Consider the following 21,716-nt stretch of genomic DNA (forward strand, 5'->3'; position numbering starts at 1 on the left):
TGGTTCCATAGCATTGTTTAACAATTTAAATCTTTTACTTTTTTATGGATCTCTTTCATTTTTTCATCCAGAGATTTTACCGTTTCCGCTGCCTCTTTAAGTTCTTTTTCAAGGTAGCAAGGGATTTCTTTATCATACTTATAATAAATTTTATGCTCTAGACTAGCCCAAAAATCCATTGCTAAGGTGCGCAGCTGAATTTCAACATAAACCTTTTCTACACTTTTGGATAGTGTCACAGGAATTTGAACAATTACATGTAAACTTTGATATCCATTTGGTTTTGGGTTTGTAATATAATCTTTCACTTGTACAATCTCGATATCATTTCGGTTAGATAATTGCGAATAGATATCATAGATATCACTTACAAAAGGACAAATAATTCTCATCCCAGCAATATCATACAAATGTTCTTTCGTATTTAATAGGGAAGGAGCAATTTTCTTTCTATCAAGTTTTGATTGAATACTTTCTAAAGATTTGAGTCTAGTCTTAATATGTTCAATTTGATTGTGATTGTTTAAATATTTTGCTTCCTCAGCTATAATAGTGATTTTTGTTTTCATTTCGTCTAAAGCAAACTTATAAGGTAATAAAAACTGACCCCATTTTTGCATATCTTCCATTTGGAATTTCCTCATTTCTTTGACTTCTAAAACTTTCATTTATTCGCCCCTTTATAAAGCCCTTTTTTAAGCAAAGAAAGTTCTAAAGCATAGTTTTTCACCGACTCATCGAAAGGGATTTCCTTTGCGAAATTTTGAATAAGATTTTGAAATGTCACCGCCATAATAATCTTCATGATATGGAATATTTCTCGTTCTTCTATAATGTTCAATTTTTCTGTATTTATCAAAACCATGATTTCTGATAATCGACTCTTATAGTTTTCCTCGTTCACATTTCGGGTCAATGTATTTTCAACTTTATGATTCATATTCAAAAAGGCATTTCTAAAAAAGTTTCTATTTTCTAGGTTTTGAAATTTCGTTAGCATATATTGATATAATTCAATGTATGCGTCAAATAAATCCCCATCCTTTTCTTTTAAGATCGAAATAAATTTTTCATTGTCTCTTTTGGAATATTCATCTAATAAAAAGAGGAAAACATCTTCTTTATCCTCAAAGTATTGATAAAAACTTCCCCTGGGTATTCCAGCATCTTTGATGATATTGGAAATCGATGCTTCGAATAATGGAACTCTTGAAAATTCTTTCATTGCTGCCTGAATTAATGCTTCCTTTTTTTCACTTGCTAAATTAAAAAATGTTTGTTTAGGCATTTTTTCCTCCGATCAAATGAATGACAATGTGTCATATTCATTTATAAATATGACACATTGTCATTATTAATATTCTATAAAGCGAAAGAATTCATTTAAGTCTTGTTAATGGAGACTCTTCATTATTCTAAGGTTAACACAAATTATATTTGTGTTAACCTTAGATACAAAAGACTATTCTATTCAAACCTAAGTGATTCCATTGGATCCAGCTTTGCAGCTTTGGACGCTGGCATAATTCCTGCTATTACACTTACAACTATACTTACCACTATACCCAGTAACATATTTTGAGCTGTTAGATTGATAAGCTCTGCACCAAAGCTATTTGATAAAAGGGTATTCCCAATTAAACTAATTACACTGGCACCTGTCACAGCTATTAAACCGCTAAATAAACCAAGCAAAGCGGATTCTGAGAAGAAAATTCGTTTTATATCTTTCTTTCTCGCTCCTACAGCGCGCAATATTCCTATTTCCTTTGTTCTTTCAACTACACTGATATATAAAACGACTAAAATCATAATACCTGAAACAATTAGAGAGATTCCCGAAATTCCTGCTAGGAGTGCAGTAGCCATATCTAAATAGGATGTAACTTGTTTAAGCATTTCAGCCATTTGGGAACTTTCAAATCCATAGTTGCCTAATTCGGTTTTAATTTCTTCTACCTGTTCTTGTTTTTCAGCAAAAGCATTGATTTGAGTAGGGCTTAAAGTCACTCCTTGCTCTGCATATGTTTTTTCTAACGTTTCATATTGTACATACGCCATAGTTGTTCCTTGTGGTCCCATAACTTCAGCCTTATATATACCGGATACTTTTAATTTATTTTCGATAGTGACAGGTTTATTTCCCTGTCCTATTTCGTTCACATAGACACTTATTTCTTTGCCAATTAATGACTTGTAGTCTTCCCCATTGCTTAATGATTTTGCTAGTGCTGGTGTTAAAAGAACTTCATTTTCGCTAGGAAGACTCCCTTTTTCTAAATTTTCTTTTTTTATAGAATCAGTCATTGTTGAAAATTTCATAATATCTGAACGCTTATCTCCATATAATGCACTACTTTTCATGTCAACAGATGTTACTTTTTCGATACTCTTAACGTGCTCAATATTTTTAATTTTTTCAATATCTTCTTCCTTTAAAGGATCTTTTGCCGCTAGCATGGACATGGAATTGTCAGCCTTATCTTCTTTCCCTTTTGTAATTTCAACCATTAAAGGGTTCATGCTGGAGTTGATTTCATCATTGATATACTTTGTAGCACCGCTACCTAAAGACAACATCAAAATAACACTTAATATACCGATGGAACCACCTAAAGCAACTAGTATATTTCTTTTTGCATTCAATTTCATATTTTTTAACGCAAGTTTGAGTGAAGAAGTTAGACTTAGACTTTTGGATTTCGCTTGTTTAGTCTTTTGGTTAGATGGATAACTCTCCTTCAGATTTATATCTTCGATAATTCTACCGTCATCGATTTTCACAATCCTACTACCAGAATCGGCAACCTTTTGAGAGTGAGTTACAGTAATTACGAGCCTTCCTTTCTTTGCAATATTATCTAATAGTTCTAGTATTTGTTGACTTGTTTCTTTATCCAAAGCTCCTGTTGGCTCATCAGCCAAGAGAATGTCTGGCTCGTTTGCTAATGCACGTGCGATTGCTACACGTTGTTTTTGCCCTCCAGAAAGTTGATTTGGCTTTTTCATCATATGATCTTTTAAGCCAACTTCAGCTAAAAGTTCTTTCGCTCTTTCGTTTCGTTCTTTTTCGCTTTTACTTGCCATTTGCATCGCAATCGTTACGTTCTCTAACACGCTTAAGTGAGGAATTAAATTAAAACTTTGGAAAACAAACCCAATTTTACTTTTTCGATAATCATCAAGTTCATATTCCTTCATGGTCTTTAGGTTCTTTCCTTCTACAAGAACCTCTCCATTAAAGTCAGAGTCCATACCGCCAATGATATTCATTAATGTTGATTTTCCACATCCTGATTCACCAAGTATAGACACGAACTCTCCCTTATTAAAGGTTAAATTTATATCATGGAGAATTGTTGATTTTTCTTTTTTATATATGGTGTATGATTTATTAATATTTTTCACTTCTAATAAATTCATTTATTCTCCTCCTAATAAAGTTGATTTTTTTATGATTTAGAAAAACTCTTATTGTTCTGCTTGAGATATTCTTCTAATAAAATGAGGGAAATATCTGTAATCAAAATACTTATAAATCAACAAAGTCTTGTTTAAAAATACTATTATCCTCCAATCTAACCAACATGTGACAACGTGTCACAACTGGGTATAAATTAATACTAAATGACAACGTGTCATACGTCAAAGGTAAAATATGACACGTTGTCATAATCGTCTAACCAGAATTTATTAGGAAGTGAATCGATCTTTGGACTTCTAGATGCATGGAGTACTGAATGGAGATGATATCCATCCGGAAAATGGGGCACCTGACACTTTGAAGATTTAATGTATAAATAAAAGTAAAGCTCCATTTTTTATTTAATGGAGCTTTACATATTTGCTAAATTTTTTGACCTATGACACAACTGAATAGTATGCCAAGCATAAGATATTTAAATTACATGAACAATAATTTAAAAACTCGTCTTTGTTCAACCAACCTCATCCAGCAAATTAATTTTATGGTCTTAAAAGGGTCTATATCTATTTCTAGCCCTACCTACTAAACCTTCGTACTTCATTCACCAGCTTTTAGCCTCAAGGATCCTGAGAAAGAAGTTAATAATCAATACTTAAGAGACTGATTCAAATTGACTATTATACAGATCCGCATAGAATCCACCTTTGGCTAGTAACTCCTCATGGCTTCCTGTTTCTAAAATGTCTCCCTCTTTCATCACTAAGATCAAGTCAGCATTTTTTATCGTCGAAAGACGGTGTGCAATTACAAAGGATGTTTTCCCAACTGTTAAACGATCCATTGCTTTTTGAATTAATAATTCCGTGCGTGTATCAACTGAGCTCGTAGCCTCATCTAGAATTAATAATGGGGCATCTTCAATCATCGTACGGGCAATCGTAATTAATTGTTTTTGTCCAGCTGATAAATTCGCTTTATCATTTAATACGGTATCATAACCTTTAGATAAGTTTTTAATCGTATTATGCAGCCCAACTGCTTTACATGTTGCTATGATTTCTTCATCTGAAACATTTTCCTTGGAATAGACAATATTGTCACGAATCGTCCCTTCGAATAGCCATGTGTCCTGAAGTACCATACAGAATAGATCATGCACATATTCACGAGTTAATTGATTTATAGGAACACCATCAATAGTAATTTCACCACTGTTCAGTTCATAGAATCGCATTAATAAATTTACTAATGTCGTTTTTCCAGCACCCGTTGGACCTACGATAGCTACTTTTTGTCCTGCATTCACTTTAGCAGAGAAGTCTTTAATGATTAGACGATCTTTATCATAGCCAAATTTAACATGATTAAATTCCACATTCCCTTTGACATTGTCTAATCTCATTGTTTTTTCACTTTCATCTGACACTTCTTCTTCTGCTAAAAATTCAAATACACGTTCACTTGCTGCTGCTGTAGATTGCAGATTCGTTGCAGCCTGTGCTAATTGTGATAAAGGCTGTGTGAACAAACGAATATAGACCATAAAGGCAACGATTGTTCCAATTGTAATTACACCATTTGTCACAAGTAATGCACCAACAATACAAACTGCTACATACCCAAAGTTCCCGATAAATTGCATGATAGGCATCATAATCCCAGACATAAACTGTGATTTCCAAGCATTATCAAAAAGACGATCATTGATTGTATGGAATACTTCTTTTGCTTCCTTTTCCCCGTTATATGCTTTTACGATATGGTGACCTGCATACATTTCTTCAATATGTCCATTGATTTTCCCAAGTTCAGCCTGCTGCTGTACGAAGTATTTTTGAGAACGCTTCATAATCAATGTCATTAAAATAAATCCAATTAAGGTTGCAACAATTCCTGTTATAGCCATAATCCAGTTTGTATAGAACATCATTATCAATGCACCAACAAAAGTTGCGATCGCCGTTACTAATTGTCCTAGGCTGTTATTTAGCGTTTGGCCAATTGTATCAACATCATTTGTTACACGGCTTAATATATTTCCATAACTCGTTTTATCAAAGTAACTTAAAGGGATTCGATTCATTTTTTGCGATAATTCTGTACGCATTTTTTTTGTAATCCTTTGTGTTACCGTTGCCATTATAAACCCTTGAATATAATTAAATGCCAAGCCTAATCCGTAGAGCACCACTAGAATGATTCCGATGCTTTGGATCGCATCTAAATCAATGTCACCCTTAATTCCTTCTTGGATAATGTCGGTCATTTCACTTAATTTCTCTGGGCCATATACGTTAAACGCAGAACCCACAAAAGCTAATATTAAGGCAAAAATGACAATGGGTATATAAGACTTACAGTAGGAAATCAGCTGTTGAATCGTTTTTTTAAAATTGTTCACTTTTTGTCCTTGGGCCCTGCCACCCATTGGACTAGGACCTCCGCCCATCTGTCTCTCATTTTTTGAGTTTTTTTCATGATCTCCAATGGTATAATCATTTTTAGCCATGAGTCAATTCCTCCTTCGAAAGCTGAGAATATGCAATCTCTTGATACGTTTCGCAGTTATCCATTAATTGTTCATGTGTTCCATTCCCAACTACTTCTCCCTCTTCAAGCACAATAATGCGGTCTGCATCTTTAATTGTTCCGATGCGCTGTGCAACAATTAAGGTAGTGGCATCCTTCGTTTCTTTTCTTAAAGCAGAACGTAGAACCCTGTCTGTTTTGTAGTCTAATGCTGAAAACGAGTCATCGAAGATATAAATTTCTGGTTTCCGATAAATTGCACGAGCAATAGATATACGCTGTTTTTGTCCCCCAGATACATTTGTGCCACCTTGTGATATTTGTCCTTCATATTGTCCTTCAAGCTTTTCTACGAATTCTTTCCCTTGTGCAATTTCCAATGCTTCTTTGACAGCATTTAGTGACGAATCCATATGTCCAGATTCTCCATAGGAAACGTTCGAAGTTACAGTACCACTGAATAACACAGACGATTGTGAAACGTAGCCAATTTTATCGTGTAGAGTTTCTTGTCTGTAATTCGTTACATTTATGCCATCAACCAACACTTCACCTTCAGAAACATCATTGAAACGAGGAATTAAATTTACCAAACTTGTTTTTCCACTCCCCGTGGATCCAATAAAAGCTACCGTTTCTCCTTTTTTTGCAGTAAAGCTAATGTTACGAAGAATATGATTCTCTGAATCTGGATATTTAAAGCTAACATTGCGGAACTCAATCTCTCCCACAATACCTGGTTTTCCTTCTGTAACTGTACCATCTTTAATTATCGCTTCTGTTTCAAGTACTTCCATAATACGTTTTGCTGATACCGTAGCACGAGGTAACATAATAAAAATCATACTTACCATCATAAACGCCATTACAACTTGCATGGCATACGCTGAGAAAACAACTATATCCGAGAAAACTGTAATTCGATTTATCATCTGTGCTTCGTTAATCAAATACGCACCAATCCAATAAATCGCAACACTTAAACCAGACATAATCGCCGTCATTCCTGGCCCAATAATTGCCATTAAACGATTGGCAAAAAGATTTGTTTTTGTTAATTCCATATTAGCTTTTTCAAATTTATTTTCTTCATAGCCCTTAGCGTTATAAGCACGTACGACGCGCATCCCTGTTAAGTTCTCACGAGTTACACGGTTTAAATTATCAGTAAGAGTTTGGATGATTTTGAACTTTGGTATTGCAAATAGAATAATCACAGCTAACATCATGCATAAAACGACAACTGCTATACCTGTAGCTGTTGTCAATTGCCAGCTCTTTCCTGAAATTTTCATGATTGCCCAAACAGCTAGAATTGGTGCTTTTACAATGATCTGTAATCCCATTGCCACAATAAATTGAATTTGCGTAACATCATTAGTTGAACGAGTAATCAAGCTTGCTATTGAAAAACGATTAATTTCTTCCAGTGAAAAAGATAAAGTTTTATCAAAAACTAATCCGCGTAGACGTTTGGATAATCCCGCTGCGACCTTAGCAGCAAAGTAGCCTACGATAACAGCAGTAACCATACTTCCTACTGCACAGAGTAGCATATATGCTCCAGGTCCAATAATTTGAGAAAAGTTCGTACCTTCCATTTGGATTAATGTCGTGATTTCAGCCATATAGTCCGGCAGCTTTAAATCCAGCCAAACCTGTACCGTAATGAATGCTATACTAAATAGAACAAGTATCCATTCATTCCTTTTCAAATATTTAAATATTTTCAACATATCAATTCCCCTTTTATCTTATAGTGTAAGATATATAATAAATTTTTATGCAGTCCAGTGTTGAACTGCAAATTTAATAATACTCATGAAAACTGCCTATTTTTTAAAGTCTATAAGGTGTTTTATATACGATTATGAGAACACACGTTTCGAAAGTTCTACAAACTTATGTGCGTCTTCTTTCCCAAGCTTTTGCAGTTTCATCTCCATCTTCTTAAGTGCTTGCTCATGCTTCTCTAAGATGATTTGTTTACCAGCCTCCATAATATATACATTGACTCTACGCTTATCCGTAGAATCCGTACGACGCTCAATTAAATTCTTTTTTTCAAGACCTTTAAGAGCGGTAGCAATTCGACCAGTACTTACATATAAAGCCTCACTTAATTGTCCAGAGGTTACTCCATCCTTTTTAAATGTTAAATACACCAAGATTCCCATTTCGCCACGAGAAAATTCTTGCGTATCAAGTGGTCCCATCGATCTATTTTGTGCTTTTACCATAAATTCAAAAAACTCTGCTGCCAACTTTTTATAAAACATTGAGTCCCCTCCTTTTTTTATTATCTTATAGTGTAAGATAATATCCTTTTATATTTAGATTGTCAAATAATTTTTTAATCCCTATCTCAAACTTTTTAATAAATGATCAGAAGTAGACAGCGGTTTCTCTTAATCTATTTTTAGCGCCTTAAAATAAGCTAAATTGTTATAAGAACTGTGTAAAGATAATTTTTTTTTTGGGGATACCTTGAAATTTTCTGTATTTAATCGTTGCGTGTGGTGTGTAAGAAATAGCTCGTTAAATGTTATTTTTAACGATAGGTTATTGGGTATGTATGTTGACCCCTAAACATACAAATTTGAAGCATAAGTTTGCCGCAAACAAAAAGAACCATAAGCTTGCCAAAGTGGCAAATTTATGGTTCAAATCACATACAGACGAACTGCTCTGGCATACTGGCGAACGGTTGCCACTTTACCATACCTCTTCCTTTTGGCATATTGGCATTCATCACGACTTATGTCCTCCTAATAATGTATTTCGATATCTTGCTGTTGCGACGCTTGTGTAGGAAATCCCTCGTAAAATACTGTCCTTACCAAACCGTGTTCGAATTTCGTCCATAACCTTCGTTAATCGCATTTCTTTTTCTCTTTGTATAATGTTATCGAAAAGTGAAATTTGCTCTTCACCTTCATTAATAAGGTTTGTTAATGAGACACTTAACGATCGAATCGCTTCCCCTGTGTGACGCTCGTATAAAAAATATGTACAAACATTGTAAATATCCGTTGTTAAATTTGTTGCTCTATTTAACGTATGTGCCTTTCTTATTCCCCCGCCGTATTCCTTGCTATATCCAACTAAAAAATGGATTGTTTGAGCGTATTTCTTTTCTCTTCTCAACCTATAACAAACTTCTTCTATATGCTCTAATAAAATAACGATGAACTCTTCTACCGAATAATCACGTAATAATATTTGGCTTTTCGCTATAGATGTTGTTGCTGGAACATACTTCTCTGCTATTCTGCTAAAATCAATCCCGTTACTGTGTAAATGTAATTCTTCTCCTATTACACCGAACGATTGCTTTAAATATTTCAAAGGGTACTGCGCTAACTCCCCTATTGTATGTATACCTTTTCGATTCAATTTCATTTCAGTTTTATACGATATACCCCAAAATTTACTGAGCGGTCTAATTCTCCATAACTTCTCGGGTATATCGTCATATGTCCAGTGCGCTATTCCATCTTTATTCTTTTTCGCTTCAATATCCATCGCTACTTTACTCAATAATAAATTTGGACCGATACCAATCGTACTTTCAATTCGTGTACGTTCATATATTTCTCGCTTGAACTTTACTGCGAACTCGCGCGGATTATTTGCAAACAAATGAATACTTGCAGTCATATCCATGAAAAATTCGTCGATTCAGTTGTCAATATTCTTTTTTATCTTAATACACTATTTGAATTTCAAATGAAAAACAATAGTTATAAATGAATATACTCGCATCAATGAATACGTTAATTCAATATAAATTGAATCACCTCATTATGAATCTAAATATACACTTTCATCAAAATTAACAAAATAATGATTTTCCCTATCCGAAGAGACCGCTTCCATAGTTGCAATGAGATTTGGTCTATGTAAAATATGAATTCGATAGCACTGCTTACACTTTCTAATGTCTTAATACGACCTGACTTACTTTACTTGAATCAGCTAATCCTATATACTTATCTTTTGTTCAAAGTTTAATTTCAAAATATTTCATCATTACTTATTAAGCAGTTTAGAGCTGTATGTCATGTTTTTCATTCCGTTATGTCAGCTAAAACATTTCATGACAATTCACCATTCTTTTAATTACATTGTGGTGCCAAGTAATTAGTTGTACAAAAAGTCTATTGAATCTTAAAAAACAACACTAAGACTGCATCATTCAAAAAACATAGCCCTATCAAAAAAGTTTAACGATAATTAAATAGAAAACTTTATATTAATACCCAGCCTATTTATCAGTATCATTCTTTTCATTTGAAGCCTATAATTCATTAATTATCCTCATACGCTTTAGCAATCCAAATGATATATTCGTCAATCTCTCACCGCAAATTTCAATCTCACCACTTGTCAGTTTAATTAAATTTATAATCATTTTGATAATCGTTGTTTTACCAGCACCGTTCGGCCCTAATAATCGGTAGATTTTTCTTTTTCACATGTATATTAACCCTAGAAACAACCTTACTTTCTTGAAACGATTTTGTAAGTTGATATATTTTTAATATATATGACATTTCAACCCCTATATTAACCGAATGTTAGGATTATACAGAGCACAACCCTCTTCTATCTTACTTAAATCCTTACAAATTCCTTAAGTTTCAAAAATTATAAACTGGTGGATTATTTATTATTAAAGAAGAAAAAACAAGCGCTACATTATTAAATGAGCACTTGTAAAATACCTATGACTACTGTCTTTACTTGTTATTAGAGATGTCATTGACTCACAGAATAAAAAATTGACAACTGTTTTAAAAGTTAAAAATGAAATTTTCTTTTCAATATTTCTTTCCATTTGTTCGGAAAACCATAGGAAAGAATTAGACATATGGTACCAATAGATAAAAAGATTTTCATATCCTCGAGAGACCTTGAAAAAGTATAGGGACGTTTACTATATTGTCCTAATATAAAACTAATCCACGCTGTTAAAATAAATACAGATATTGTAATTATCCCAACAAAAGCAAGCCATCTTTTTTTGTTCTTTTTATAAAACATTCTGTTCAGCCAAATTAAAGTAACGCACATTAAAAAAATAGGAATTGCTATAGTAACAGACCAATTTATTTGATTATCTGCCATATCTAAGGCAAGTAATAAACATATAGTTGTAATACTTAATATAAGAGCTTTCCTTTTAATTTTCTTAGAAAAAACATAAATTAAAATCCAAAAAGAAATGACTGCACTGCTACTATATAGAGACCATGTTAAAGATTTAGCTAATATAAAATTAATTAATGTAGGAATGAAAAGAGCTAAAAGAGCCCCTACGCTAATAATACGAAAAATTAGTTTTAGTACGTTATCTCTTACATTTTCATACATACTGTAGTAGTGTGGAAAACCATTTTCTTTAAGAAGCTGTTTATCGCTTGAGACCTTAGGAATATCGGTAAAGCATAATGGGCAAGGTATTTGGTCCCTCTCTACCTGAATGCCACACTTCGGACAATATGCCACTAATATCCTCTCCTATTAGATTCTATTTTCACATTAATACCATCTTTTTTTAGTTTTCTAAAGAACTCCCGTTCTACAATTTGAATATCAGATATATTTCCGAAAGTAATATACATGTAAGAACCATAACTAATAACTCCGGCTTTTATTTTATTACCTACACTGGGGGGTGGATAGAATTCAAATCGTTCAATAAAAGGTTCTATGTCCTTGTTCAGAGATACTACTCCTAAATTAGAAATAGAGCTTGTATACAAGCTTTCTCCAAATTTTGAATGTATAATAGGTGCCAATTGGTCCTTAATAGTAAGTGGCAAAAGTCGTAGTAAAACATTTCTTTCTCCACGAACATTTCGAGCAATAAGTGGTTTCAATTGTTTGCTGTTTAAATATCGTTTAAATTCTATTTGAACCTTTTGTACAATCTCATGAAATGTATATTCTCCTAGACGAGGATCAATTGTTATGGGTATACTAACAAAGAAATTGCGAAGCGTTTGACTTTCAAAAAAGTTTCTCAAGTTAACAGGTACATTTATGGTGATAGGTTTAGGGGTCGCTGCTAGCTCATCTTGAATTTCGATTAATACCTCTATGTATTTAGATATTAAATAAGTAGTAATGCTTATACCTTGAGATTTAGCTAACTGTTTAATTTCCCTTATATCGATCTCTCCTGTAGTAATATGATATATTCCCTTTTTATCAAACTTAAATGGAAGTTTGTATGCATAATCAAGACTTTCTTGCCAGCTTGGTACATTTTCTTCGTAATATGTAGCAAAAGAATCTTCAAATTCTAAGTTAATTCTATTTTTCGTTTCCATTTGCAAATCAAGAGATTCTTTCCTTATTACATAATAAGTCACCAAAAGTTTTAAAAACTCTAAAGCTCCCGTACCGTCTGTCAGCATATGTGAAACTTCAAAAGAAATTCTTCTATTATAATACAGAATACGATAAGGGAATGTGTTATGACTGGTAAAAAACAGATTAGAACAAGGATAGTAATGCTCTATTGAAGCAATAGGAATTTCATTCGTTTTTTTAAAATAATTCCAGAAAATCCCCTTCTTTACGATTACTTTAAATAGAGGGAGTTGTTCTAATGTTTGTTCAATAGCCCATTGTAAAACATCAGGACTAACCATGCTGTTAAGGTTTACTGAGAGTCTAAAAACCGTAGAAACTCTCGATGTAACAGTTGAAGCATATAGCTTTCCGGCATTATCTAGTTTGTACCACTCTACGTTCATTGTTAACTCCTTTGCATAAAAAAGACTCTAAAAATTTTTATTCAATGGATATACACTATAAGTAAGGATGGTACAAAAATACATACAGCAAGTGTATTCATCTTGATTCCTCCTAGTTTTACATTTTCACAAAAAAGGCCTCTTTATTCATCTCCAACAAGACTAATGAAGAAATCTTGTAAACCCAACGGTGAAATAATTACTGTGTCCGTATCCTCAATTGGCTTGTCAAAAACGTATTGCGATACAAATCCACCCACGTTTTTCACACCGATAATATTTAGACCTTTTGTCACCTGCTCGACGACATCAACCGGACCTGTTACGGAATAGGCCATTTCATCAATATCATTTGTATCGGCATATAATTTGAGTTCCCCTTTATCAATGATAAGTAGTTTTCCTGCAACTCTGGAGATTTCATCTATCAGGTGTGTGGAAACAATAATGATTTTGGGTTTCTGTTCATTGCATTCCTGTAATAAGTCGTAAAAATTTTTGCGTGTAATAGCATCAAAGCCTAAAACGGGTTCATCTAAAATAATCACATCTTTATTACTAGCCATTCCAAGGATTGTATTGACCATAACCTTCATCCCAAAAGATGCCTGTTCATACTTTTTGCTTAAGTCGAGTTTGAATTTTCGCGCAATTTCCATTGCAAACTCAATGTCAAACTGACTATTTAATTCGTTTGCCGTCTTGAATAAATCCTTTATACGCATGTTAAAATGTTCTGCATCACTTGCAACAAAATGAACTTGCTCCGGCATATGCAGCATATCAACGGGATTTCCGTTCACTGTGACGTTGCCAGTACTAGCATTATGATGACCCGCAATTAATTTGAGAAAGGTAGTTTTTCCTGCCCCATTTTTACCTAACAAACAGTAAATACCGGGTGAATCTAAGGTTACGGAAAAATTCCGTAACCCTTCATTTTTTCCATAATATTTGGTTACATTGGATAACTTAATCATCGTTTTCCTCCATTACTAATTTAATGATTTCCTCTCGTGATATACCAATTTTCATCGATTGTCGAATCGTATCTAACAGCTCTTTTTTTCGCTCGTCCAATATGATTTTCTTTGCCTCATTGGTTACTGCCATTCCAATCCCTCGCTTTTTATAAAGCACACCTTTATCTGCGAGAATCTTCACGGCCTTCACCGATGTAGTTGGGTTTACTGAGAGAAGTTTTGAAATCTGAGTGGTTGAAATAATTAAGTCATTCGGGTTATATGTACCAGATAAAATGTCATTTTCAATCATCTCTGCAACCTGTGCAAATACGGGTTTCTCAGTTCTCATGAGCACTTCCTTCCCCCACCGTTGTACGGTTAATGATTTGAGTCACTAACCGATATTACAATATACCTATCAACTTGTCAAGTTGGTAGGTATATTGTAATAGGTGGGCGCTCATCAATGTAGGACCGTAATGTGCTTCACTCGGCGGTTTAGAAACCAAAGAAAAGGTGATAATCAAAGAAACCGACCCATTTTGAAAAAAATTGATCAAAATAGGTCGGTTTCTTTGAAATTTTAAAAATCCAAGTTTTATAATATTAAGATTAACGAACAAATTCCAGGTTTATGTCCCCATTATTAGCGCTGACATCTAATTTTTTATCACCACCGCTTTTATTTTCTGGCAGATTGTTTTTACCTTTAGAAACATGACTCGAGATACTAAATACATCATACGATCCTACAATAGTTCCATTTATGCTGCCATTTTTTGATTTTAATTTTAATGCATCGTCAACCGCAACTTTTTCTATATCTAGGTTACCATTTGAAACCGATGCATCAATGGAACCTTTTACATCAACATTTGATAGATTTATATCGTCATTTTTGGTTTCCACTTTGAAGCTTTTTTCACTTTTTACATTTGAAGCTTTTATTTTCCCATTTGAAGTTGTTGCCTCAACGGAACCGGATATATTTACTTCTGATAGATTAATATCTCCTTTAGATGTTTTTATTTCAATACCGCTTTCCATACCGCGCGGAATCGATATCTTTACATTTCTATGTGTTTTATCAGAATTAAGGCCAACATAGTCTTTCAATTCTTTATTAGTATTGGCTTTCATTATTAAATTCTTTTCACCTGAGACATCTATTGCATATGATTCTTTATCATTTTCAAAATACGTAATATGAATCTCATTATCGTTTGATTTTACCACATCAACACTACGATCCATATCAGACAGAGATATTTGGGAAATCTTATCTGCTTCTATTGAATAGCTCTTTTCCTCATATTTTATTGGGTGATTTTGCTTATCAGAACTAGTATCATTTGTACATGCAGAAGTAAAAACTAGTACTGAACCAACAACAACAGTGACAGGTAAGACCTTTTTAAAAACTTTTTTCATAATTTAAAACACCACTTTCTAAATAAATACATAATTTAATTTTCATTTTTGGAATTCAGCCAAAATGTTTGTATTGTGGCCGAATCTATACTTTTCTTTACAAAAGGATAATATTTTGCTCTCATTTTAAGTGAATTAATGTTGAGCGTTAACCCATCCTGAGACATCCTCTATCACTTGAGAATCTACATGAGCTGGTTTATTGTAAATACTTCCGTCAAATTTATCTGCGGAACCGCCTGGCATAAACAAATGACTCAGCCCTGGATAGAGCTTGAAACTAACATCGTCTTTACCCGCAAGTGTTTCCTGCCACAGTTTATAATCCACTTTTTCTAAAACATGAAAATCAGTTGTACCTTGAATGATAAACATCGGGATATCAAGATTTTTAGCAATGCTCGCTCCATTAATTTTATTCAAACTACTCCAGTAACTAGCTGGATAACCAAGTAAAACTTCTTTTTTGTCAGAGGTGTTGAGTTTTTTTATTTTTTGTACTGACTCTTTCGTATTTTCCATTTCCTCTTTTTTACGCTCGTCCGATAGTTTTGTATCTTGTTCCACTCGCAATGTAGTCTGTGTCAACACTACATCCTCTAAACGACGTAGGGTACCTGCCATTGAGACAAAACCTTTTATTTCTGGATTATCTTGTGCAATCTTTGGTCCCAGTAAACCACCCTGGCTATGCCCAATTAGATAGATCTTATTACTATCTACTCTTTTATCTTCTTTAACAAGTCGTACTGCCTCTTTAGCATCTTTCAAATATTCTGTTTCCACATCGAAAACATCATTCGGATAGGCATAAGAACGTTTGTCATAACGGATAGAAGCAATTCCCTTTTCTGCAAGACCGTGTGCAATATCTGCAAAAGGACGATTAAGACCCGTACCAATGATAGAGTCCATATTATTGGGACCAGACCCCTGAAGCAAAATTGCAACCGGTGGTTTTTCTATTCCTTTCGGGAGAGTTAACAACCCATTCAATTTTTTTTCATTGTACCCAACTTTAATCGAAGATTCTTCCCATTTTTCACCTTTCTCTGGTTTCACTATAAGTGGCTGCATTTCAGTTTGAACGTCTGCTACCTTGCCATCCTTTGTATAAACAAAAGTGGTTTGCAAATTATTTTTACGATGTACTGTGGTAATAGACACTTTTCCATTTTTATCTTTCGAATTAAATACTTCCGATTCTGTATCTAGAGCAGGCCCTAATTGAGATATTAAAGCTTTCCATTTAGAAGCAAACTCTTCCTTAGGTAATTTACTTGTCATTTCCTGAGTTACATTTTTATAAAGTTGATCGAAATCATTTTTCTGAAATTGCTCCAAGTAGGCTGCACTTTTCATTTTTAAATCTTTCTCATCAAAACTTTTTGTACCTTGCGTAACATTTTGCTTTTGTGAACTCTCATCTGGCTTTTCAGGCGTTGTACCACAAGCTGCAAGTGAAATCACTATCGCACTTGCTATAATAGGCTTAGTAAACTTAAACATAATAATCCCTCCACTAATCTTTAGTTAATAATTTCAACGTGTATGAAGTGGTCTATAATGGTGAAGATAGGCATTTTTATATTCTATACGAGTCTCAGTATGCAATCCTGCCCTACTTACACTCAGCATAACAATGAATACTCATTTCACCTTTATGATCCCAATCTTTTAGTAACTGATAACGTATTAATTGTGATTTAAATCTTCTTACGACTTACGACCAAAGCACATAAAACATAGACAATAGCAGATACCCCAAGAGAACTTATAATTTGAATAACTGCGTTTGGAGTAAAAATTAGGGTGTCAAATATCAAACCTAATACTTTTCGAAGAGAAGCAATAGGTGTAAATATACAAATAACAGCTACAATGATAATATCCGTAAGCCAACCGTACCAAGATCCCTGGATTGTAGTTAATGTATGAACAATTAAACCTACCATCAGCATAAATACAAATTGACGAATGAAGGCAATACTAACACCATTATTATCCCAACCAAAAACACCAATTGGGTTGGCTACAAATCCGTTATCACCTACAGGTATTAATTTATCTAAATAAAGATAGCAAAGCACTGTAAATATTGAAATAATGAGGGCAAAGCCAATATAATTTATAAGAATCCCTCTCATATAATCCAGCTTTTTTACATTAAGATTCATAATCTTCCGGAAATTCTTAGCGGGAATGAGCATCGCGCTCATTAAAATTATGATATAAGAATAAAATCCAAAACTTAAGGAAAAACCCCCTTTATTAGATGTTCCTACTAAATCATTGATCACGTAACTAATTATTTGTAAGACGATCGCTACGAAAAAAATAACGTACGATAATTTTACTTTCTTAAAATTCAGCTTTGCTACAGCAAGTGCATTCATCTTGATTCCTCCTAGTTTTATATTTTCACAAACAAGGTCTCTTTATTCTTCTCCAACAAGACTAATGAAGAAATCTTGTAGACCCAATGGTGAAATAATTACTGTGTCTGTATCCTCAATTGGCTTATCAAAAATGTATTGTGATACAAATCCACCCACGTTCTTTTTACCAATAATATTTAGACCTTTTGTTACCTGTTCGACGACATCAACCGGACCTGTTACAGAATAAGCCATTTCATCAATATCATTTGTATCGGCATATAATTTGAGTTCCCCTTTATCAATGATAAGAAGTTTTTCTGCAACACTAGAGATTTCATCTATCAAGTGCGTGGAAACAATAATAATTTTTGGTTTCTCTTCGTTGCATTCTTGTAATAAGTCGTAAAATTTTTTGCGTGTAATGGCATCAAAGCCTAAAACCGGTTCATCTAAAATAATCACATCTTTGTTACTGGCCATTCCAAGAATTGTATTGACCATAACCTTCATACCAAAAGATGCCTGTTCATATTTTTTATTTAAGTCCAGTTTGAATTTTTGCGCAATTCCAATCGCAAAATTAAGATCAAACTGATTGTGCAGTTCATTTGCAGTCTTAAATAGATCCTTTATACGCATGTTAAAATGTTCTGCATCACTAGGAACGAAGTATACTTGCTCCGGCATTCGCATCATATTCACAAGGTTTCCCTTAACTGTGACTTGACCCGCACTAGCATTATGATGACCCGCAATTAATTTAAGAAAGGTAGTTTTACCTGCCCCATTTTTACCTAGCAAGCAGTAAATACCGGGTGAATCTAAAGTTACGGAAAAATTCCGTAACCCTTCATTTTTCCCATAATCTTTGGTTACATTGGATAACTTAATCATCATTTTCCTCCATTATTAATTTAATTATTTACTCTCGTGATATATCAATTTTCTAATTGTATCTAGCAGTGCTTTCTTCGCTCGCCCAATATGATCTGTTGGGCTTCACCAGTTACTGTCATTTCGATTCCACGCTTTTTATAGAGCAAGCCTTAATCCGTAAGAATCCTAACAACCTGTAACGATGTAGTTGGATTTACTGAGAGAAACTTAGAAATCTGAGTAGTTGAAATAATCAAATCATCCGGGTTATATGTATCAGATGAAATATTATTTCCAACCATATCTGCAACCTGTGCAAGTACGAAACTCTGAATTCTCATGGAACTTGATCTTTTATCGTTATATGGTTAATGACTTAAGTCATTAACCAAACTTACAATATACCCATTTACTTGTCAAGCTCCATATTTTAGGTAGGCGCTCTAAGAGTGATTTATAGTTCTGAGAATGCTTTTTTTGTTTAAATCATTCGGAATCTATATTCCAAATAAACTAGTAATTCTAGTCATCCCTGCAACTTATACAAGTAGAGAATTCTGAGTTCTCATGGGACCTCCTTCTCTTAACGTTATATGGTTAATGATTCAAATCACTAACCAAACTTACAATATACCCATTTACTTGTCAAGTACCAAATTATAGATGATTGCTCTTCAAATACTTTAACATTCCAAGTGGTTGTAATACTCCAATCATTCAGACTGTATCCTCCAGATATAACGTCATTCTCAATCATCGCCGTAACCTTTGTGTACAAAAATATTTTTTAATTTTCATGAATCACACCACTACCGTTATATGGTTAATGATTTAAGTCATTAACCAAACTTACAGTATGCCAATTAACTTGTCAAGTTTCATCTTTGAGTTGAGTAAAACTTTAGGTGCCTCAGCCCCATTACTTGCTTCTATATTAAACAACTTGCCATCATTATTAGAAAAGAAATTCACTGGAAAAATCCCATGAATATGATTCCATTTGCAAAACCAGAGTTCTGTCCTATACTTCCAAATCCATGTTGTTCTTGTAAATATAGAACAGCTAAATGGCAATAAATAAAAAAGCAGGACATTGAATCGTCATGCTTTTTTAAATTAAGAAATCAATCCTTCTCCCAATAAATACCTTTTCAAACACCTCTTCCAACCAATATATGAGGATTACCCACATCTTTTATAGAAAATCTACTTCTTATTGTTTTTTTCTCTTTCTAAAACAATTTCCGCTATTTCATATAGCATAATTATGAGGGTCAAATTCGTCATAGTTACTTAATACCGCAATAGATAATCCATCTTCTGGGAACCGTATGAAGTGTGAACTATAACCAACCCATCTCCCTGAATGTTCCACATATCGGCAATTATAACCATCTGCAATTTCCAATCCAAAAGCATACTCTTCATCATCAATGATCGTCTCCCCAGTTGGAGAAATTTTCGGACCAATTTCACTCATCCTTTTCGTTAAATCTTTTCCACCAACGGTACCTGCAGTTAAATTCTCTCCCCATATTACTAAATCTTCAACAGTTATATGAGCACCGCCATCTCCTGTATGTTCCCAAGGGCTTTCATAGATTTCATATGTGCCTTGTTTATTCTTCAAGTACCCCCTAGCGATTGATATAGAAGTTGGAAATCTGTCCACTATTGTTGTATCTTTCATATTTAAGGGGTTAAAAATACGCTCCTTCATAAATTCACGCAGGCACTTGCCACTCACCTTCTCTATTACTTGCGATAATAGAAAATATCCTGTATTGCTATACTCAAATTTAGTTCCTACTGGGAACCTTTCCATTTGATGCTTATTAAGGTGTTCTAGCGATTCTTCAGGGGTTAATTTATCAGTAAATTTAATATTCATTTCTTCAGCTATTTCCATAAAATCAACTAGTCCACCAGTATGATGAATTAAATGTCTCAATATCACAGGTTCAGCATATGCACCTATAGAAGGAACAAACTTTATAATTGAATCATCCAAACTTAATTTCCCCTCTTGTTCTAAGAGTAAAATAGAAAATAAGGTTATAGTAAGAACTAAAAATCAGACTTATTAAAATATCTAAGAGCGAGTAGCAAAATGGGCGCGCTAGACAAGTAAGATTCTGACTATTCCGCGAAAAGAATTTGAATACTCCAAAGGGTGGGTAATGAAGTACAACGGGATGCCTCAATACCGAAAATAATAGGAATACCTCGTATCCCGTATATATCTCCCTCCTGTTTCCTTTGTTTATGCAAAAACATATAGTTACTACATGAGCTGTCCTCATAAATATTTATCGGTTTCTCATTCCTTTATATGTTCCTCAAAAAATACCTCATAGGATAGACTTTTCCATTGTCTATCCTATGAGGTATTTTTCATTTTACTTTTTCGACTCCTACAATTTCTAAACCATCCCGTTCAATTTTAACTCTATTTTCAACTGCTCGAATTACTTTTCCTATTCGTTTTGCTAACTGATTTAATGGTTTTTGTAATATATTAGATAAAATTTTAGAGACCTAAAAAATATAATTAAATATACAAAAATCCCTCTCATTCCTTTACAGATTAATGTACATAAATAATGTACATTCTATGATTAATCGCTAAATGTTGCTAATATGGGCTTTTTAATTATGTACAGATTAAATTTTAGTAGTCTCAGTGCTACTTTACTCAATAATAAGTTTGGACCGATACCAATCGTGCTTTCAATTCGCGTACGTTCATATATTTCTTGCTTGAACTTTAAGGAAAACTCGCATGTCCCATAGTAAATAAAGCCAAAGCCAATCCATTAAATATAAAATAACAAAGACAATTCCTATTATTTTATGTTTTTAAACTCTCTTACCTTACTCATTCCCATTTCATTAAAAAAGTCGATTCTCCAGCAACGGTACTTATTATTTAAAACTTGAAACGTTATAGCTATATGATGGCTACAACTTTTTAAATATGAAACGAAACTTAAATATACCTATAAAAATTGACATTGATTTAAAGAATGAAAAACTACAACCTAATATTTATATTAATCAAAATTCCGTTCTGTTATTTAACATGGGGTATCACCACATCACTATCAAACTAAGGTTTTGTACTATCTATAAAGCGAAAAAAAAGCCATCCTTTCTGTATATTTCTACAAAAAGAATAGCGCTTTTTTCATTATATAGATATACATTCCATAATGGATCTTCATTGTTAAATGAAGGTTAAACAAGTTTTGTTACATATTTCAACCATAGCCCACCATCTTCAAGTTTTTCTACTTCTTTTAAGAAGAAATCTACTGGATGCTGGTTTCTATTTTGATTA

General features: G+C 33.5%; 14 protein-coding genes and 5 pseudogenes. All 19 read right to left on the reverse strand.

What is annotated here, in order from left to right; all coding sequences use genetic code 11:
• Window positions 1–17: 17 nt before the first annotated feature.
• Window positions 18–629 carry a GTP pyrophosphokinase gene (locus tag MR066_RS02965; protein WP_242246095.1) on the reverse strand — a complete coding sequence of 204 codons (612 nt, stop codon included), beginning with the start codon at window positions 627–629 and terminating at the stop codon, window positions 18–20.
• Between the two features lie 35 nt (window positions 630–664).
• A complete protein-coding gene (locus MR066_RS02970) occupies window positions 665–1,288 on the reverse strand; it encodes a TetR/AcrR family transcriptional regulator (protein ID WP_242245939.1) in 624 nt (207 codons plus the stop codon).
• Between the two features lie 179 nt (window positions 1,289–1,467).
• The gene (locus MR066_RS02975; protein WP_242245940.1) at window positions 1,468–3,423 is read right to left on the reverse strand and encodes an ABC transporter ATP-binding protein/permease; all 1,956 of its coding nucleotides are present in this window, start codon (window positions 3,421–3,423) and stop codon (window positions 1,468–1,470) included.
• 656 nt (window positions 3,424–4,079) lie between these two features.
• Window positions 4,080–5,936: an ABC transporter ATP-binding protein gene (locus MR066_RS02980; RefSeq protein WP_242245941.1), complete on the reverse strand. Its 1,857-nt coding sequence runs from the start codon at window positions 5,934–5,936 to the stop codon at window positions 4,080–4,082.
• Window positions 5,929–7,692 carry an ABC transporter ATP-binding protein gene (locus tag MR066_RS02985; protein WP_242245942.1) on the reverse strand — a complete coding sequence of 588 codons (1,764 nt, stop codon included), beginning with the start codon at window positions 7,690–7,692 and terminating at the stop codon, window positions 5,929–5,931. Before MR066_RS02985 ends, MR066_RS02980 begins: the two co-directional genes overlap by 8 nt.
• Window positions 7,693–7,824: 132 nt before the next feature.
• Window positions 7,825–8,235, reverse strand: a complete 411-nt coding sequence (locus MR066_RS02990) for a MarR family winged helix-turn-helix transcriptional regulator (protein ID WP_242245943.1) — start codon at window positions 8,233–8,235, stop codon at window positions 7,825–7,827.
• A 392-nt stretch (window positions 8,236–8,627) separates the two neighbouring features.
• Window positions 8,628–8,711 (reverse strand): annotated as a pseudogene (locus MR066_RS02995) (YolD-like family protein); the annotation flags it as partial.
• A pseudogene (locus MR066_RS03000) lies at window positions 8,708–9,637 on the reverse strand (DinB/UmuC family translesion DNA polymerase); the annotation flags it as partial. The pseudogenes MR066_RS02995 and MR066_RS03000, both read right to left, overlap by 4 nt.
• Before the next feature lie 625 nt (window positions 9,638–10,262).
• Window positions 10,263–10,512, reverse strand: a pseudogene (locus MR066_RS03005) (ATP-binding cassette domain-containing protein); the annotation flags it as partial.
• A 247-nt stretch (window positions 10,513–10,759) separates the two neighbouring features.
• A complete protein-coding gene (locus tag MR066_RS03010) occupies window positions 10,760–11,467 on the reverse strand; it encodes a DUF6320 domain-containing protein (RefSeq protein WP_242245944.1) in 708 nt (235 codons plus the stop codon).
• Window positions 11,467–12,723, reverse strand: coding sequence for an alcohol acetyltransferase (locus MR066_RS03015; protein ID WP_215589861.1), 1,257 nt, complete (start codon window positions 12,721–12,723; stop codon window positions 11,467–11,469). The genes MR066_RS03010 and MR066_RS03015 overlap by 1 nt, the downstream gene beginning before the upstream one ends.
• 143 nt (window positions 12,724–12,866) lie before the next feature.
• Window positions 12,867–13,703, reverse strand: a complete 837-nt coding sequence (locus MR066_RS03020) for an ATP-binding cassette domain-containing protein (RefSeq protein WP_242245945.1) — start codon at window positions 13,701–13,703, stop codon at window positions 12,867–12,869.
• Window positions 13,696–14,037, reverse strand: coding sequence for a GntR family transcriptional regulator (locus MR066_RS03025; RefSeq protein WP_002035164.1), 342 nt, complete (start codon window positions 14,035–14,037; stop codon window positions 13,696–13,698). Before MR066_RS03025 ends, MR066_RS03020 begins: the two co-directional genes overlap by 8 nt.
• Before the next feature lie 263 nt (window positions 14,038–14,300).
• Entirely contained in the window at window positions 14,301–15,119 is an 819-nt protein-coding gene (locus MR066_RS03030) for a DUF4097 family beta strand repeat-containing protein (RefSeq protein ID WP_242245946.1), read from the reverse strand.
• 135 nt (window positions 15,120–15,254) lie between these two features.
• Window positions 15,255–16,628: a serine aminopeptidase domain-containing protein gene (locus MR066_RS03035; protein WP_242245947.1), complete on the reverse strand. Its 1,374-nt coding sequence runs from the start codon at window positions 16,626–16,628 to the stop codon at window positions 15,255–15,257.
• A 197-nt stretch (window positions 16,629–16,825) separates the two neighbouring features.
• Window positions 16,826–17,515: a permease gene (locus MR066_RS03040; RefSeq protein WP_242245948.1), complete on the reverse strand. Its 690-nt coding sequence runs from the start codon at window positions 17,513–17,515 to the stop codon at window positions 16,826–16,828.
• A 42-nt stretch (window positions 17,516–17,557) separates the two neighbouring features.
• Entirely contained in the window at window positions 17,558–18,394 is an 837-nt protein-coding gene (locus tag MR066_RS03045; protein WP_242245949.1) for an ATP-binding cassette domain-containing protein, read from the reverse strand.
• A gap of 1,188 nt (window positions 18,395–19,582) precedes the next feature.
• Window positions 19,583–20,432 (reverse strand): annotated as a pseudogene (locus tag MR066_RS03050) (serine hydrolase domain-containing protein); the annotation flags it as partial.
• Between the two features lie 625 nt (window positions 20,433–21,057).
• A pseudogene (locus tag MR066_RS03055) lies at window positions 21,058–21,159 on the reverse strand (Y-family DNA polymerase); the annotation flags it as partial.
• Window positions 21,160–21,716: the final 557 nt, after the last annotated feature.

The organism is Bacillus cereus group sp. BfR-BA-01523, assembly GCF_022662615.1.
Classification (GTDB): domain Bacteria; phylum Bacillota; class Bacilli; order Bacillales; family Bacillaceae_G; genus Bacillus_A; species Bacillus_A mycoides.